Origin of the sequence: Niallia sp. RD1 (genome assembly GCF_024219955.1) — a bacterium.
GTDB classification, from domain to species: Bacteria; Bacillota; Bacilli; order Bacillales; family Cytobacillaceae; genus Niallia; species Niallia alba.
Map to the genome: position 1 here is coordinate 1,270,728 of NZ_CP100420.1, position 16,401 is coordinate 1,287,128.

Annotated in this window: 15 protein-coding genes; 6 read left to right on the forward strand and 9 right to left on the reverse strand. The window is 34.6% G+C overall.

From position 1 onward, the window contains the following. Positions 1–83 precede the first annotated feature (83 nt). Positions 84–1,286: an AGE family epimerase/isomerase gene (locus NKG37_RS05890; protein ID WP_254415958.1), complete on the forward strand. Its 1,203-nt coding sequence runs from the start codon at positions 84–86 to the stop codon at positions 1,284–1,286. 149 nt (positions 1,287–1,435) lie between these two features. Here the strand turns inward: NKG37_RS05890 and NKG37_RS05895 are convergent, their stop codons facing one another. Next, positions 1,436–2,353 (reverse strand): DMT family transporter, encoded by a 918-nt coding sequence (locus NKG37_RS05895; RefSeq protein ID WP_254415959.1) that lies wholly within the window; start codon positions 2,351–2,353, stop codon positions 1,436–1,438. A gap of 134 nt (positions 2,354–2,487) precedes the next feature. Here NKG37_RS05895 and NKG37_RS05900 point away from each other — a divergent pair, with 134 nt between their 5' ends. Further along, the gene (locus tag NKG37_RS05900) at positions 2,488–3,912 is read left to right on the forward strand and encodes a MocR-like pyridoxine biosynthesis transcription factor PdxR (RefSeq protein WP_123260202.1); all 1,425 of its coding nucleotides are present in this window, start codon (positions 2,488–2,490) and stop codon (positions 3,910–3,912) included. 253 nt (positions 3,913–4,165) lie between these two features. Here the strand turns inward: NKG37_RS05900 and NKG37_RS05905 are convergent, their stop codons facing one another. Next, complete coding sequence (locus NKG37_RS05905) at positions 4,166–5,128, reverse strand: helix-turn-helix transcriptional regulator (RefSeq protein ID WP_095333272.1); 963 nt, start codon at positions 5,126–5,128, stop codon at positions 4,166–4,168. Positions 5,129–5,237: 109 nt separating this feature from the next. On the opposite strand from NKG37_RS05905, the gene NKG37_RS05910 reads away from it, so the two are divergent. The 3 genes from NKG37_RS05910 (at position 5,238) to NKG37_RS05920 (ending at position 7,718) form a co-directional block, all read left to right on the forward strand. Next, the gene (locus tag NKG37_RS05910; RefSeq protein ID WP_254416376.1) at positions 5,238–5,717 is read left to right on the forward strand and encodes a GyrI-like domain-containing protein; all 480 of its coding nucleotides are present in this window, start codon (positions 5,238–5,240) and stop codon (positions 5,715–5,717) included. A gap of 19 nt (positions 5,718–5,736) precedes the next feature. Next, positions 5,737–6,201: a phage tail protein gene (locus NKG37_RS05915; RefSeq protein WP_095333269.1), complete on the forward strand. Its 465-nt coding sequence runs from the start codon at positions 5,737–5,739 to the stop codon at positions 6,199–6,201. A 288-nt stretch (positions 6,202–6,489) separates the two neighbouring features. After that, positions 6,490–7,718 (forward strand): IS3 family transposase gene (locus NKG37_RS05920; RefSeq protein WP_254415960.1). Its coding sequence is split into 2 segments (ribosomal slippage): positions 6,490–6,778 and positions 6,778–7,718, totalling 1,230 coding nucleotides; the frame shifts between segments, so codons are not numbered across the junction. A gap of 593 nt (positions 7,719–8,311) precedes the next feature. Here the strand turns inward: NKG37_RS05920 and NKG37_RS05925 are convergent. Genes NKG37_RS05925 through NKG37_RS05945 form a run of 5 tightly spaced genes read right to left on the reverse strand, consistent with a single transcriptional unit; the run spans position 8,312 to position 13,292 of the window. Continuing rightward, the gene (locus NKG37_RS05925; protein WP_254415961.1) at positions 8,312–9,331 is read right to left on the reverse strand and encodes a hypothetical protein; all 1,020 of its coding nucleotides are present in this window, start codon (positions 9,329–9,331) and stop codon (positions 8,312–8,314) included. A 53-nt stretch (positions 9,332–9,384) separates the two neighbouring features. After that, on the reverse strand, positions 9,385–10,521 hold the full coding sequence (locus NKG37_RS05930; protein WP_254415962.1) for a UvrD-helicase domain-containing protein: 1,137 nt from the start codon (positions 10,519–10,521) through the stop codon (positions 9,385–9,387). Then, entirely contained in the window at positions 10,508–12,121 is a 1,614-nt protein-coding gene (locus NKG37_RS05935; protein WP_019382803.1) for an ATP-dependent nuclease, read from the reverse strand. Before NKG37_RS05935 ends, NKG37_RS05930 begins: the two co-directional genes overlap by 14 nt. A gap of 32 nt (positions 12,122–12,153) precedes the next feature. Next, the gene (locus NKG37_RS05940; RefSeq protein ID WP_019382804.1) at positions 12,154–12,828 is read right to left on the reverse strand and encodes a class I SAM-dependent methyltransferase; all 675 of its coding nucleotides are present in this window, start codon (positions 12,826–12,828) and stop codon (positions 12,154–12,156) included. Between the two features lie 26 nt (positions 12,829–12,854). After that, a complete protein-coding gene (locus NKG37_RS05945; protein WP_254415963.1) occupies positions 12,855–13,292 on the reverse strand; it encodes a hypothetical protein in 438 nt (145 codons plus the stop codon). 661 nt (positions 13,293–13,953) lie between these two features. On the opposite strand from NKG37_RS05945, the gene NKG37_RS05950 reads away from it, so the two are divergent. Continuing rightward, on the forward strand, positions 13,954–14,100 hold the full coding sequence (locus NKG37_RS05950; RefSeq protein WP_019382806.1) for a hypothetical protein: 147 nt from the start codon (positions 13,954–13,956) through the stop codon (positions 14,098–14,100). A 237-nt stretch (positions 14,101–14,337) separates the two neighbouring features. Here NKG37_RS05950 and NKG37_RS05955 read toward each other — a convergent pair whose 3' ends face one another. Then, a complete protein-coding gene (locus tag NKG37_RS05955) occupies positions 14,338–15,333 on the reverse strand; it encodes a hypothetical protein (protein WP_019382807.1) in 996 nt (331 codons plus the stop codon). A 154-nt stretch (positions 15,334–15,487) separates the two neighbouring features. Beyond that, positions 15,488–16,063: a hypothetical protein gene (locus tag NKG37_RS05960; protein WP_019382808.1), complete on the reverse strand. Its 576-nt coding sequence runs from the start codon at positions 16,061–16,063 to the stop codon at positions 15,488–15,490. Positions 16,064–16,401 lie beyond the last annotated feature (338 nt).

The window sequence follows — 16,401 nt, forward strand, 5'->3', positions numbered from 1 at the left end:
AGTATTTTCCTCATGGTAGGGAAATACTGTCTTGATTGCTGCTATCTATTCAATGTCTCGCATAATGGAGGAGGGTAGCCAATATGGAAGGTTCAAGTTATATCCAGTTTGACCATTATCAGGATAAGGGAGAATTGAAGAAACATATATTTAAGACACTTCATTTTTATTATCCGGCCTGTATCGATGAGGAAAAGGGCGGATATATTAATGGGTTTTTAGATGATGGTACTATTAATGACACAGATACTAAACATTTAGTAGCGACTAGCAGGTATATTTATATTTTTAGTATTGGTGCGATTTTAGATGGACCAGACTGGTGTTTAGAAGCCGCACGACATGGGATCCAATTTTTGCATGAACATCATTTAGATAAACAGTATAATGGATACTACTTTGAAATGAAGGGAACGGATGTAAAAGATGCTGCTAAAATGGCCTATGGTCATGCCTTTGCATTATTAGCATCCTCTATTGCGTACCAAGCTGGCATAAAAGAAGCCAGAGAAGTGATGGAAAACGTCTTTAATGTGGTGGAAAATCACTTTTGGGATCCGGAACATGGATATTACAAAGACCAATGGGATGCTGGGTGGACCACTCTTTCCTCTTATAGAGGGCAAAACCCAAACATGCATATGTGTGAAGCCATGCTAACTGCATATGAAGCAACAAATGAAGAAAAATACTTAAAGAAGGCCTACCAGCTAGCAGAGGGCGTTACCCAAGAATTAGCAGACCGTGCAAGTGGAATGATTTGGGAAAACTATACACCGGACTGGCTGCCTGATTATCAATTCAATAAAAACAACACAAAAGATGAATTCCGCCCATATGGATTTATCCCTGGTCATCAATTTGAATGGAGTAAACTCTTAATGTGGCTTGACAGACATCAATCAGAACCTTGGATGCAGGAGACTGCAGAGAAATTGTTCGCAAAAGGATGGGAACAAGGTTGGGATGTAAAATATGGAGGTATTTATTTTGCCCTATCGCCAAGCTTAGAAGTCATTGATACGGATAAAAATTACTGGGGTATGTCAGAAGCAATCGCTGCCGCAGCCTTACTAGCTGCAAAAACAAAGAATCAACAATACTGGGATTATTATAATCAGTTATTCACTTATTCCGCCCAGTATTTCATGGATCATGAACATGGTGGTTGGTATACACTGCTTAACCGGGAGAATGAAAAATATAGCAATGTAAAAACCTCACCTCCCAAAACAGATTACCACCCCGTCTCAGCCTGCTATCAATCCATACTAGCTCTGCCATAAGCCAGATGTCTAAAGAATGGCCTGGATTATGATATTAAAAAGCATCTTTTAGTGGGTTTGGCTAAAAGATGCTTTTGTCTCTAAATTTTCCACTATCTTCCGATTATTTTTCTATTATTTGTCTCTTAGTGGCCTGATTAGCACTTGATTTAATTATTTCCAATCCCTTGATCCATCTGTATTTTCTCTTCTCTCGAGCTAAAATAAATAGCCATAAAGATTAGGCATAGTCCTATTAGATGGTAATAATAAAGTGGTTCTTTCAAAAGGAAAAATGATAGAACTACTGTGCTTAGTGGCAAAACGCTTGTTAATATACCTACTGTCGCAGCAGATAATACAGCAAGGCCTTGATACATAAGCAAAAAAGCCAAAACAGTAACAACCATTCCGAAATAAAAAATCAAAAGCCAATCATAACCAGAACCGAATGAATAATTAGCAGTTATGCTATCATAAATAGCCATTGGTAAAAATAACAATCCCCCTATAACAGACACTCCTGTTGTTATAGTTAATGGACTTACTTTTTTTGATATAGACTTACCTAAAATGATAAACAATGCTTCTCTCATCACTGCCCCCAAAACAAGGAAGTTACCTACTATTTCTAGATGACTGCCCGATATCTCTTGCATCACTCCTGAAACGTTAAGAATGATGACTCCTAAAATAGCAGTTATTATACCCGCTATTTTATTTCTTGTAAGTTTCTCTTTCATTATAAAGTAAGCAAGAAGAGCAACCATTGCTGGTAAAGTACTAGTAACTATTCCTGCCTCCATTGCAGTAGTATATTTTAAACCATACAGCATAAAGATACTAAATAAAAATACTCCCGTCAGAGATTGAAAAAAGAGAATGACAATATCCCTTCTACTTAATGAAGGAATCCCCTCCTTGTAAATCAGTAAAGGGACTAATATTAGGGAAGCTACTAAAAACCTTAGCTCAGATGCTAAAAATATCGGCATCGTTTGAATTAATATTTTTCCTGCAACCACCGAACTACCTACAATGGTCATTGCCGCAATAACTTTAAGGTATGCTACTATCCTTTCACTCAATATAACCAACTCCATCTCAAGTAATTATTCCATTTAAACTGGTGTTACAGTAAAATTAACATTATAAATTGGTTTATTAAAGAACCAATTATCATTTATTTTTAAAACCAATATGAACACTTTAGGTGATAATGATGATTTGGATTGAATTAGATAGAACTTCAGAAAAACCAATATTTCAACAAATATACGTGAAAATTAAAGAACAGATTTTACGAGGAGAACTTCTTGAGAGGGACCGACTTCCCTCGAGTCGTGATTTAGCTACCATTTTAGACGTGTCTCGAAGTGTCGTTCTCGAAGCCTATGATCAATTAATGGCTGAGGGATACATTAAATCTAAACAAGGAGCTGGAACTTTCGTGGAATCTGGAATATCACTAGAGGGTTTTCCTACGAATGAGGAACGGCCTATCTCTGAAAAAAGTACTGATTCAATAAGTAAGGTAAAGACAAATAATTTCATTGACTTTCGTTCAGGCGTACCTTGTTTAAAAAAGTTTCCTCGAAAAAAGTGGGCCAGTATAGGAAAAGACGTTTTTGAAACGATTGAAGACTCATTATTTGGTTATAGTTCACCTGAAGGAAGTGAAGAGTTACGGGTGGTATTATCAAGCTACCTTTATAGAACTAGAGGAATAAACTGTCATCCTAGTCAAATTATTATCACCTCTGGAGCTACTCAAGCATTCACACTTCTAGCTAAACTATTAGTAAAGACTAACTCCGAAGTATTAATAGAGGATCCAGTAACGAAAGAAATTCCTGAAATTTTTATTGAAAGAGGGGCTAATATTACTCCTATTCCAGTCGATGAATTTGGAATGCAAACAGAATGGCTTACAACGAAAAAAAAAGAAAACATTATTTTCGTTACTCCCTCTCATCAATTCCCTTTAGGTGGAATATTACCCATTCAAAGAAGAATTCAACTTATTAATTTTGCTAAGGAAACAAATAGTTATATTCTAGAGGACGATTATGATAGTGAATTTCGCTATTCTGGTCATCCAGTAAGTTCACTGCAAGGATTATTTCCTGAACGAGTTATTTACATAGGGACTTTTAGTAAAATCTTATCACCTAGTCTGCGAATTGGTTATGTCATTTTGCCAAATGCACTGGTAGAAGAAGCCAAAAATCTTAAAAGATACACTGATTATCACTCTCCCACTATTGAGCAAGTAATTTTAGCACGTTTTATAAAGGATGGACACTTAGAGAAACATGTAGTTAAAATGAGGAAACTATATAAAAAAAAGAGAGATTTCTTAATAGGATGTCTAAAAAAGGAATTTGGAGACCTAATTGAAATCCTTGGTGCTTCAACAGGCATTCACCTAGTTGTTAAATTTAATTTTAAGTTCCCACAAAAGATCTTAGATGAAATCAAAAATAAAGGAGTTAATATCTTTTCCGTAGAGAAACATGCTTTAATTAAAGGAAAACACAACAACAAGCTTATTTTCGGATATGGTAATTTAACTGATACGGAATTAGCAGAAGGAGTAAAGCTCTTAAGAAATGTGATAGAAGCAGAGTCAGGACAGAAAAATTAAACAACACTACTAAATAATCCAATAATAGCTGATTTGAAGAAATCCCTTTTTAATGGAAGGAGGGAAGATATTGGTAAAGCAATTGACAATCGATTTATGAAAGCAGGAGTATATTGAGCATGACACCATGATCATCATACAGTTACAACGGAAATGCTTAGAATGATTCGTCTCTCACTCGTCAAAAGCATAAACCAATACCTTATTTACTGGTTCAACGTAATCTATATAAATGGGGTCTAACAAGCAATGATTATGGACAATATAGAGATAGTCTCCCTTGTAAACCTTCCAAGATTTCTACAGGCATTTCCCTGACCTTGATATCCTCACCTAGGAATAATAGCCAACTTATTATTTCCGTTAATTCTTCGGAATGATTAACATTAATAAAGGTCTTTAGAATGGCTGTAGTTTGGTAAGGATTCGTATAAGAAAGTGACATTCTTAACGGATGGTATTTCTTATACTGTGCAATTGCCTTTGGACCAAGTTCAAGGACAAGGTTGATTACTTCCTCCTGCTTACTTAGTTTTTCTAAAATCTTTTTCCTGCTTAATCTATTATTGATAGTGCATGGTTCTACATCTGTGAGATTGTCAACAGGCAAAATCCGTTTCTTCTCTTCCTTTAAATCAAAGCCTTCAATCAGCCACAGGCTTTTCTCACGATAAAGGTTCAAGAGGTAAATAGGATAGGACTTTATAACTTTCTCCTCTCTAATGGTAATCAGTAAATATCTATCCATAATAAGTAATTGGATTAATTTTTCTAACATGGGATGAGGAAGATCTGACAAATCAAGCAGATCAGGATTATTCGGGTTGGTCCCTTCAAATAGCAAGATGCGATTTAAAAGAACAAGGTCATCTTGCTGGGTTTCTGAGATGAGTCCTAGTAATTTTTCAGCTAGTGACTGGCGACTCTTTAAATAAGGGAGCTGTTGGTTTCTCGTAGCCATAAAGGCAATAAAAAGAGCCTTAATTTCATTATCGGTAAAGCGAACAGTCGGCAAGACAGAGTTGTTCATAACAAAATATCCCCCGTCCCTTCCAACTTCTGCGACAAGTGGCATCCCCATCGCTTCAATTTCTCTGATGTCTCTAATTGCTGTCGAACGAGAGATGTTAAATTCTCTCATGATTTCAGAAATTGTAAAGTTGGCGCGGTTGTTAATATACCGCATAATGGTATTAATTCGTTCAACCTTTTTCATCCCGTCCCCCTAAACAGTATCATTTTTTGACATGGTTTAAGTTTATTATATATCTATCAAGTGAAAAGAAGAATCATTTGATTAATTTTTTAAAGAGGAAGTGTTGAATATGGCAGGCTATATGCTAGAAGAAAAAGACAGCTTTATCGTTTTAGGGATTCGAACTGAACTTAAGAGTGATTATACAGACTATGCGGGCATAGCAAAGGAAAAAGCAGACTTTTGGCAAGTAGTCAAACAAGAAGGAAAGCTTGACGCCTTAAAAGCCATTGCCACAAATGACTATATTTTTATCGTAAACGAAGCGGTAAACAACAAGATGATGCATTATGTCGGGGTCATGACAGAGCAATCATTACCAGAAGCGGACAGAATGATTCAATTTCCTAAAGGAGAATACTTAGTAGTTAAAGGGGAAAGTAAGACCGCTGATGAATTGCAGAATATGCTTACTGGCATTGCATTTGGTCAAGTCTTGCCTGAAGCAAAGAATTTCGCCTATGTTGGTGGACCAAATACAGTGGTAGAAATGGGACAGCAAAACGGCTTATTACTTGGTGAGATGTGGATTCCTGTTGTAAGGAAATAAGAAGGATGGAGGGATAGGAATGGCCTATATCGTTGATTTTAAAAATGTGTCTACGATTGGTTTAGAATCTTCACCTGTAGCAGAAGCACTTGCTGGCTTACGAGCTAACGAGGCCCGGTACTTTATGAACAAATATAAGCATGAATTTACGGTTGTACCAGCTAATGAGTCCTGCGAAACTCTAGATTATGTGAACCGGATTTTAAAGGAAGAACGTGGTATTGAATTTGCAGCCAAGCCTTTAGAAACTTCAACCTTTCAAGTAGAAAATATTAAATGGACCTACGTCTTTTATGAGGATGGTCTTGCAATTAACGTTCTGTATACAGTAGATAACCCGAAAAAGCGCGCCGTTGGTTTTAAGCTTTCAGATGGGATGGAAGTACCAAAGGAATTAGAAGGGAAATTTAAGTTTGCTAGGCAGAAATCTAAGTTAGCCGGAACAATCCGAGGCTCGTTTTTTGTTATTAAAGGCGAATATTAACGTTAGTAAAGCAGCACCCCTTAAAAATAGAGGTGCTGTTTTTTTGCTTAGCTTATTTACTTTTGGTACGGTTCACCGTAGTTATTTAAGAGGCAAAAAACAGACAGGGTGAAATTTTTCCTGTCTGTTTTAGTTTATTCAGTCAATTGTTAATTTGAATAATAATTAAGTCTTGGTTATTACTACATCACTAACTAAAGGAGTTTCTAACTCTAAAGCCCCTAAATGAACTTGGACAGTAAGAGTAATAAGTATTATACTACTTAATGTACCAAGGAGGCTGACAACATGAAACGAACAAAACACTCAAAAGATTTCAAATTACAAGTCGTAAAAGAAGCCACTGAGACCGGCAATAATTCCTTAGTAGCCCGTCGATATGAACTGAATCCCAACATGGTAAGTCGTTGGATTCGTGAATATAAAGACGGCAAATACGGTGAAGTAGATGTTGCTGTACTGCCAGATCTTGATTCTAAAGAGTTATCCAAGGAAAATGAAAAACTTAAAATAATTTTAGGTGAAAAAGACCTTGAAATCGCTATTCTACGAGACCTTATAAAAAAGAAAAACCCTCACTTGCTGAAAAACTTGAAGTAGCCGATAATTGGATTCAAAAAGGCTACCCAATCGCAAAAGTGCTGAAAATTATCGGTATTTCTCGATCCACATATTATTATCAAAAGAACTATCGTGTGGAAGAGAAAAAAGTAAGTGAGGGACGTCCAGCACCCGGTTATTCCATCAAAGAGGACGGTCAAAAAGTATCAGACGAACAAATCAAAGAATACCTACTTGAAGAAATTGCAGGTGATGCCTTTAACTATGGCTACCGCAAATTAACTAAATTACTTCGTCGAAAATACAATCTCATAATCAATAAGAAAAAGGTTTATCGATTATGCAAAGAACTAGATATTTTACGCCCACAACGGCAAAAGAAAGTCTCATATCCTAGAAAACTAGCTCGAAATCGTACGATTAAGAGTTCGAATCAATTGTGGGAGATTGATATTAAATATGGCTACATCGAAGGTGAAGATCGATTCTTCTTTGTATTATCGATCATCGATGTTTATGATCGCAGTATTGTCGAATACTATATGGGATTAAGCTGCACGGCAAAAGACCTAAAGCAAACACTTTTACGGGCATTATTCAAACGCCAACAGATTAATGAATTGGAAAAACCTGTGATTCGAACAGATAATGGACCACAGTTTATTTCCCATACCTTTGAGGAATTTTGTGAAAAATATACACTAGAACATGAAAGAATTCCGCCAAAAACTCCAAATATGAATGCTCACATTGAGTCTTTTCATAGAATTTTTGAGGATGATTGTTTATCAAGATGGCAGTTCGAGACGTATGCACAAGCCTATGAGGCAGTCTCAGAGTTTATGGTGTTTTATAACGAAAGACGCATGCATTCTAGCATTTTAGACTTATCGCCAAATGAATTTTATGAAAAGCAACAATGTGAAAACATGAAAATCAAAGAGGTACGGGTTTAATCGCCCCTTCCATTTTTTCTTCCTTTTGTCCCAAAGTTTATTTCAGCCATTGCTGGAATGGAATCAAGGGCGACGCTAGTCGGGCGCAGCCTTTACCCTTGAAGGAGTGGAGGAAATGGCTATCCTCTCAAAAGGACAAAAGGAAATGAAATACAATGTAATTTTAAGATAAAGCGAGATTAAGAGAGATACTGTCCAAAATACGGGGGTTAATCCGCTAATAATGTAAACAAACCAGTTAGAGGTTCCCTGCTATTTAAGTTTAGAATTTATAAATTCTTTGGCAGTAAATAACATTCCCTTAGTAAAACCTTCACTTTTTGCAGAAAAAAATGTCTAGGACATTTCTTCCTAGACATAAACTCTCAAGATCTTTTTATACATTGGATTCTTACTTTTCTTTAATAAGTGGCATTTATTTTAAGGAAAGATTAGTTCCTGCGGCAATTTCATCAACGGGTTGTCCTACTAGTAACCATTTAACAATGGAAATATTATTGGCTTAAAATTGCTTCCCACTCTTCATTTCCCAAATAGAATTAATCTCTTTAGCCCATATTCATAAGAGGAAAAAGGATCTAATGATAAAATAATTACTTACTTTTCATTTCTGTATGGATAGAATTAAGTTTTTTACTCGTTTCCTTTTTTATTTTTTCTCGTTTCTCCAAATCACTATTCTCTTTAAGAATTATGAGTATTGCTTCTTTTAGAGGTTCATAATTTGCTAGACAATCTTTTTCAGTCAGTTGGTGTAGACCCTTACTAAGTATCCCATAAATAAAAGTTTTATTTTCATTTAGATAATCAGGAATCTTACCTAGCTCATGTAATTGTTTTACTTTTTCTTGCATTTTTTTCTTTTCAAAGTCCTCTTCTCTAAGCAATCCTTCTGATATAGCTGTTTGAGCTTTCAAGATGATTAGCCTTTCAAAAATTCTCCTTAAATAAAGAAACGCTGCCACTCCGTAATTGTGAGTCTTTAGTATTGTTGCAGTCCTAAAATCTTTCTTGGATACATTATCCTTACCAAAAATCTCATCAAGATTTTTGAATTTTTCAAAGTCCATGATTGAAGGATATTGTCCCGTTTTGATTAGGTAACCATCTTCCGTTAAATGAAAAATAACATACATTTTATGTTTATGTTTAGATGTGCAATGGAATTTAAGTTGAATTGTGTTAGTTTCGCCGAACACCTTTTCAAAAAATTCTTTCGCACGACTTTGTAACTTTTCCAGTGCATATTGCTCGTGTGCCTCATTTTCCTCTGCTGAACTAATATTTGTCCCTATTGTCAATATATCATCTGTATCATTATCAAGAATTGCTTCAAGTCCATTGCTTACAATATAATTATCTCTCTTACACTCTGGACAATAAGAATAGATATTATGCTCCTTTAAGAAAATCGTTTTTAAAAATCTAAAATCCATCCCTTCAATATATTCCGTATGATTAAGAATAGTGGGACCAAATTCCTCGTTATCATCTAAAACCTCTATTTCATCTCTTGATTCAACTTCTAAATCAAATTTTATTTTTGTATATAAAGGAAAACTGAAAAGTAATGAGGACCCCTTACCAACAAAATCAGTAATTTTGATTTCCAAGTAAAAACCTCCTTTTGAACAAATCCTAATATTGTAACCTTAATAGTCAATACCTATTGCTTGCTTGAAACCTCTTGCGGAGGGTGGATAATTGTCCATGTCTTCAAAAAGTCAAAGACACTAGATTTTTCCGTAAGGATAGCAACGTTATTCTTACTTCGTGTAATCGCTACGTAAAACTGTGCTATTACTGTATCGGACATTTTGTGATTCCCTTTGGTAACATGGTTTTCCATCTCTTTAGTAGGAAGTATTAAAACATTTTCATAACTTAACCCTTTCGATTTGCCAAAAGTTATTGATTCAAAATTTATATCTCCGTCTAATTTGGATATAAATTTATTTAGCGAACTTACATTGTAATAAAGTAATGTTGGTTTATACTGTTCTATAAACTTAGATACATTATCCATGCTGACCAAGTATGTACCTATATCTTCATGGACAACACTCTTTGCTGATCGCATGTTAAGGTCACTATACAATGTGTTTGCCAGATCGCAAACTATCTGAGGACAACGATGGCAGACATCTAAGCTTTCAAGGGTGTCATGTCTTAATACTTCGGTAAAGAAATTAAAGATATTAACCCCTCTATACCTGCTGAGGAAACGGTCTGAGTTTGTTGAATATGTTGCCTGCCGATGGTCTCCTACAACTACGAGATTTAGGTTAGATTGGTAGATAGCCTCAATTATTTTTAAATCGTATCCCCCCATATCTTGTACCTCATCGATAAGAATTGTAGAATAGATTTTTTCAAGCCTATCAATGATTACACCAGCAGAAGCTTCTAAAATTGCATGACAAAATTGCGCCAACCTTTCATAATAAAGCCTTCCTTGAGAATCGTAGTAATATCTCCAATGAACAGCTTTTACACCTTTTAAGCGAGGGATTTCACCTAACGAACAAAAATTAAACACTCCTATTTCGGGTCCACCCAACACCTTTCTATATGGCTTAGCGCATTCATTAAGTAAGAAGTCCGTCCATGTCTTACATTTTATGTTCTTCGGAATTATTCCTACTGACTCCATAAGGTCAGATTTCATAGAGTTTAAATTTGCATTCGTATATGTGAGGTATAATACCTTGCCTTCTTGATAGTTCTTTACTGCTTCACCAATTAACAACGTAGTCTTTCCAGTACCAGCAGCAGCTTTAACAATTCTTTTATTGGATGGCATCATTAATATACTCCGGAAAATTTAATTGTATTTCGCTGTTTGAAAATACTTTTAAGGCCCAATCTGTTTTGTTACTAAGCATATACTCAAGCAATTCTTCCTCAGTTTTATCAGGTTTTCCAAGTATTGTTTTTAACTTCTCATAATTACTGGCATCACATTTTAACACTTGTGGTTCTAAGGTATTTAGCTCATTGTTTTGGCTAAAACACAACTTAATTGTGCCACCTTTGTATTCCTTATATTTGTTGTCAATATTCTTTTCATAATCATGATCGTTATCGGTAACCACAATAGTTTCTATACTTAGCAATTTTGCTATATCTAAAAATCTTTTAAATGAAAGGCCATTTACTGATATAACATCTATCCCGTCATCTATTGGTAGTTTATTATATTTTTGATGATAGGCTTTTTGAATAATCAAATCATCTGCTGGGCCTTCGACTAATATAACCTTCTTAGACAATATAAATCTCAGAGTGTCATAGCTCGGTAACTTTTGAAAATAGCTTCTTGTATCCTTTGGCAATTGATTTAACTTTCCACTTCTGTTTTCACCAAGCAATATAACATTTTCCATTGCCATTTTATTTAACACATATGAACTGTGGGTAGTAATAATCAATTGCTGATCAGAACATTCCGATATGATCTTATCTAATAAAATCCTCATGTTTGAAAAGGAAAGATGACTCTCCGGTTCTTCTATAAGGATTAAGTTTCTTGCAGGCTTCCTATTTCCAATTGACAGGGTAGTCTTGATAACGTTCTGTTCCCCTTTACCTATATAATCGAAGGGAATATTGTCCATGAAAGCAGCAATGGCGGATTCCCATGTCGCCCTTTGAGTCACATCTAACGATATCGATAAATTTCTAGTATCGTCTAACATAAGATTTTTCTTCTGGTTTAATACTTCATTTATGGAAGCAATATTAGGATCTTCACCAAATCTCTCCTTATAACTTCTGTATAGAACAGCCAGATTAGCCTTTTGCTTTTCATCTAAGACATCTGAAATAATCTTCATAATATACTTTTGAGAACTAGCAGCGAGATTTGTCGTGGTTGAATCAATCAGGTGAGATTTTATTGGAATTGATCTTGTAGTAATCGTTGTACCTGTAAAGCTTTTCCATTCGACTGTATAGTACTCAGTTGGGATATGTATTAAATTTTCGTTCTTAATATACTCTTGATATTCCTCGCGATAATGCTCATTGAATTTAATAGAGAATACAAACCCCGGCAAATTGGTATTATCGCTATTCTCTAAACCTATCAATTCATTAAGATCCGAATCTTCTGACACCGAAAAGTATAATTCTATTTTTGTTTCAGGAGGGTTGATTTTATTATCCACTTTTACTGCCTCAATAAATTGGTTTACTACTTTTCTATTAAATATGTATGGAGATAACTCATAATAGATTGGCTTCCCATTTATGGTCCCTGTTAAGGCTAAGTGGATTGCTTCTAGTAATGTCGATTTTCCAGCACCGTTGTTTCCAATCATAATTGAGTAATTATTATCAAATTCCAAAGAGAATTCCTCGAACTTCTTGTAATTAAAAATTTTAATTTTTTTTAATAACATCTTTCTTCTTCCCCCAATCCGTATTATTATGGTTAACTTTTCTTACACAATATCCATTGAAAGAAATATTCGTCACTATTCGATTCTAACAGTATATTCTTTAGTATCTCATTCCCTAGAGGCAAATACTTTTCAAGCGGGTATAGGCCCTGACTTTTTATAATAGAAAAACCAGCAACCTCAATCATTCTCTTTAAGTCAGGTAAATGATAAAATTCAAAAGCATCGCCAAAACTCCCATACATTCTCATTTCCTTATATCGTATAAGTGCTAAATCTACAGATTTCGAACGCTCATAAACCTCAGCAAACCTGCCATATGGGGTTCTCACCACAAGAGAAAACAACCCCTCTGGTTGAAGCCAAGAGTATATTTTATGCAGTTGCTCTGAAGGGTCTGAGATATACCCTAAAACATTGTGGCAGGTAATAAAAGAGTAAGAGTTTAGGAAGTCATTAGAAGTAAGATTATCCATATCCATAACTTTATATTCAATAGGGAGATTATCAGCATTATTTCGACAATCATCTATGTTAGCTCTATCTCTATCTATTCCAATAACATTTCCATTCACATTATTATATAGGAATCTTGTAAGCCACCCTTTACCGCAGCCAATATCAAGAACATTTCCTCCCTCCGACATGAGGGACAAAGACTCCTTCATAGCTACTTCCAACTCATCATAAAAGGGATCTAAGTTCACATCCATCACTCCACTTTAAATTTCATTCAATGTATTCCCACTACAAAGGTTGACTCCATTAACTCTCTTGCTTCTTTTACCTTTGACCTTAGAATATTATCTTGAATACGTAACGTAGCCATAATCTTTTCCATATTTCTAATTGAAACAAGAATACTTGCATATTCATTAATTGACTTGCCCCTAGAGAACTCGTAAAAAGAAGAAAGGCTCTTATTTTCAACACCTATCCTACAAGCTAATTGCCAAGCATCTTTTTTACTTCTAAGTGATTGGAAAATAGTAATCCATTCATCCATATAATTTTTTTCAAAAGATGCCCTAATATCAGCCGCAAGCTCCCTAAGACGCATCTCATTTTCAATTTGCTTTTCCCTCTTTTTTTCTGCCTCAATTCTTTCTTGTCTTGCGCATTCGGAGCAATTCATTATCTTATATTCTCGGTGTCTATTCCAGTCGTCCATCTCTCTCCTATTTCAGTATAAGTGCTTTTTCCACACTTACATGGATATTCTCTTCGGTACATTTCTTCCCAACTCACTAAATAACCCCCAATTCAATTAGTCTCCCTTTTATATTACACAAAATATTCCTACATTGATTTATATAAATGATCATATACCTGCCGGTAAACTGTCTATATGATTTTCATATATTTTTCTTACTGCTTTAAGGATAGTTGCTTTTATCTACATCAATATAATCAAAAAAATACCGCCTTTAGGGAGACGGTATTGAGCGTGATTGATACATTTTCATTTGATCCCCGTTATTGGTTCTATGATAGAACGATACATGGGGACGGTTCTCATATTTCTCAGTTAAAATAGGGTTACTAAATAAGTTCTAATAAATGTTTTTTATAAAATGATCTTGGTGCCACCATCCTTAATTTGTTTAATCTAATGTGAAAATTGCAGGACCCTAACCTTTTGCCACATTCACAAGGACAAGTTTTCTTGTTAGCCATTCTTTTTTTCATACAAAGCAATGTTAGGAGGTAAGAGGTCAATCAGCCAAGGTGTTCCATATTATTAGTAATGGAGTAAAATAATAATTACTTACAAAAATCTGGGTAAAATATTGAGCTTCCAGCTTTTATCTTAAACAATGGGGGGTTACGTAATGATACGAAATACTCGCGATAGATTAGCTAAAGAAATATCCATTGAAAAAGGGATAGATCTGATTCAAGCGCAAGAAATTATCGATTTATTTTTGCAACTAATTTATGAAGAAGGTTACGTCGTTATAAAACAAAATACACAATAAGTAAAAAAACAGATGGATAGTTCATTAAGTAGTTCAGATAACGTAGAGAAAACATAAATTTGCAAATAAAATAACAAAGGATTTCGAAAGAAAAAAAAGGCCTATTCCCTCTATATTTTTTGCGAAGGATTAGGCTTTTGATTTTCCACAAACGCGTCGATTGTTGAAGATCACATTAGTCTATTGAATAGTATATTTGTACTGTGCAGCAAAGATCATGTTATAAAAGATAGTTCTTTATTTATCAAGTCTATAGTACAGTAATTCCATTGAATAACCTTGAAGAGAAATGCCTAGTTCGTTTTCTGTTTTAACCATTTGATGGAAGTTTTCTGGTACTGCATCCTTTCCTCCAAGGAAAAGCATTTTGTCAAGTTTTTCTTCTTTTAAATAAGTGACCCTTCCAACTTTAAGCAAATTATTTATTAAACCACTATATATATTAATTGCAACTGCTCTAAAATCTAGTGGAGTAAACACATATTTTTTTTCCCAAACCCATCTTTCTGTTTTCTGTTTTTTAGCAATAAATTTTAATGCATCCCCACGTTCTTCTAATTTAAAGGTTTCATCTACACGACCAATGGTTAATCCTTGAGTATCTGTAGATACGGTTAATCCATGCTTAAAAGCATTATAATCATATACAGATATAAAATCTTTGGCTGCCCATTTGATCCATTTCATCAATATGTCTTTTGCTTCTTCCATACTAATACCCTGTTGGCTAAAAGTTTCTTCTTGGTAATTACCATAAAACACATATAAAAGGTTTTCCACAACAGTGAACTGTGTATCATCATATTTAAAATTATCTTCAAGTAATTCTGATACTGTTTTTTTGAACTTTCTAAAATCAGTATCCCTTGATATTTCTAACCATGGACATGCAGGGATAGATACATGGGCTAAAAATAATCTTAGAAACGTTTCGAGACAATGGTAATACGTTGTAGCTAGTTCCAGTCGTGCAAACTTCTCAAGCTCATTTTTTGTCAAATCATCTTCATCAAGTTTATAGCTCAAAACACCAACCTTAACATCTTCACCATCATGAAGCACATCAATAAATTTATCAGGGTTGGACAAAATTGAAGATAAAAGAACTAGTTTAGTCCCGAAGTAATCTCTTGCATAATCATTATAAAATTCTTTATTTAAATTATATATCTCCTGCTCAGCTAGCCCTTTATCTGGACCTATTTTAGTAGGTGGCTTTTTCCTTTTACCCAATTGCCTTCCTCCTTAGATACTATTATCAATCTTGTTCAACCCGATTGAGCTTTTTTTAATAACACGATATATTCAAATATCACAATTCATTTAGTAAATTAACTATAGTTATAATTGTTCCATAAGGTGGTGGCTTACTCACTCTTGCTTTAAGCTAAGAAGCAAGTTCAAAAATGTGCTTTTGTATTTCAAGATAACGCTGCAGATCTATAATTGGACTATCAGATTGCAAAGGTGTTTCTTTCTCTAGACTGGTTAGTTCAATCGCATTATCTACTGCAAGTTTTTTTGTATACTCATACATTCGATTCAAAAGCACATCCAACTCCTCAATTGAAAGTATAACTTCAAATTTAGGATACATTTTCAGTTCACCCAAACATTCCATCATATCTGAAATTATCTCCATTGTAAGAGCACCCTTGCGCACAGCGTTTAAGTAGACCATTAGAGCTTCTCTAAATTTCACGACAACATCAGGCTCTTGTTTTTTCTTTGATTTAATATAACTTTTTACACCCGCCATACCTAACTTACCCACCATAAAAAGGGGTTTCCTATATTTCCAGCCATAGTATAAAGTAGCCTCCAACTTGCTGACAGGTCTAAGAAGTTTTACAATTTGCCCTTTGTTATTACGAACCTCGCCACCAAATATCTTATAATCTCCCGTAGTAACCTTCTTCATTATTTCATCAGGTATGAAAAAGGATTCTTGAAAAATCGCCATTCTAACAACTCCTTTTATCTATCTCATCGGCTTAACAACCGACTTTTAATCCACAACTCGAAAATGGAGGCAAAAATATCCAATAAAACTAGTCATTATAGATTTTAAACTCCCTACTTGCCCCAAAATCAAATATCCTTTTTTTTGATTCTACATAGAACAATCTTGTTCCTTCTTATGGAACTAAAATGCCTGTTTAAGTGAAAACCTTCACAATACCATGTATCTTTATATAAACAATACCAGAAAATAACAAATTAGTTCATAAAAAGAGTAAAAATACTTGTATCTATTCTCCGTTGGTTAATCTATACTAGTTTGAAATTCCTTGCTGCGTA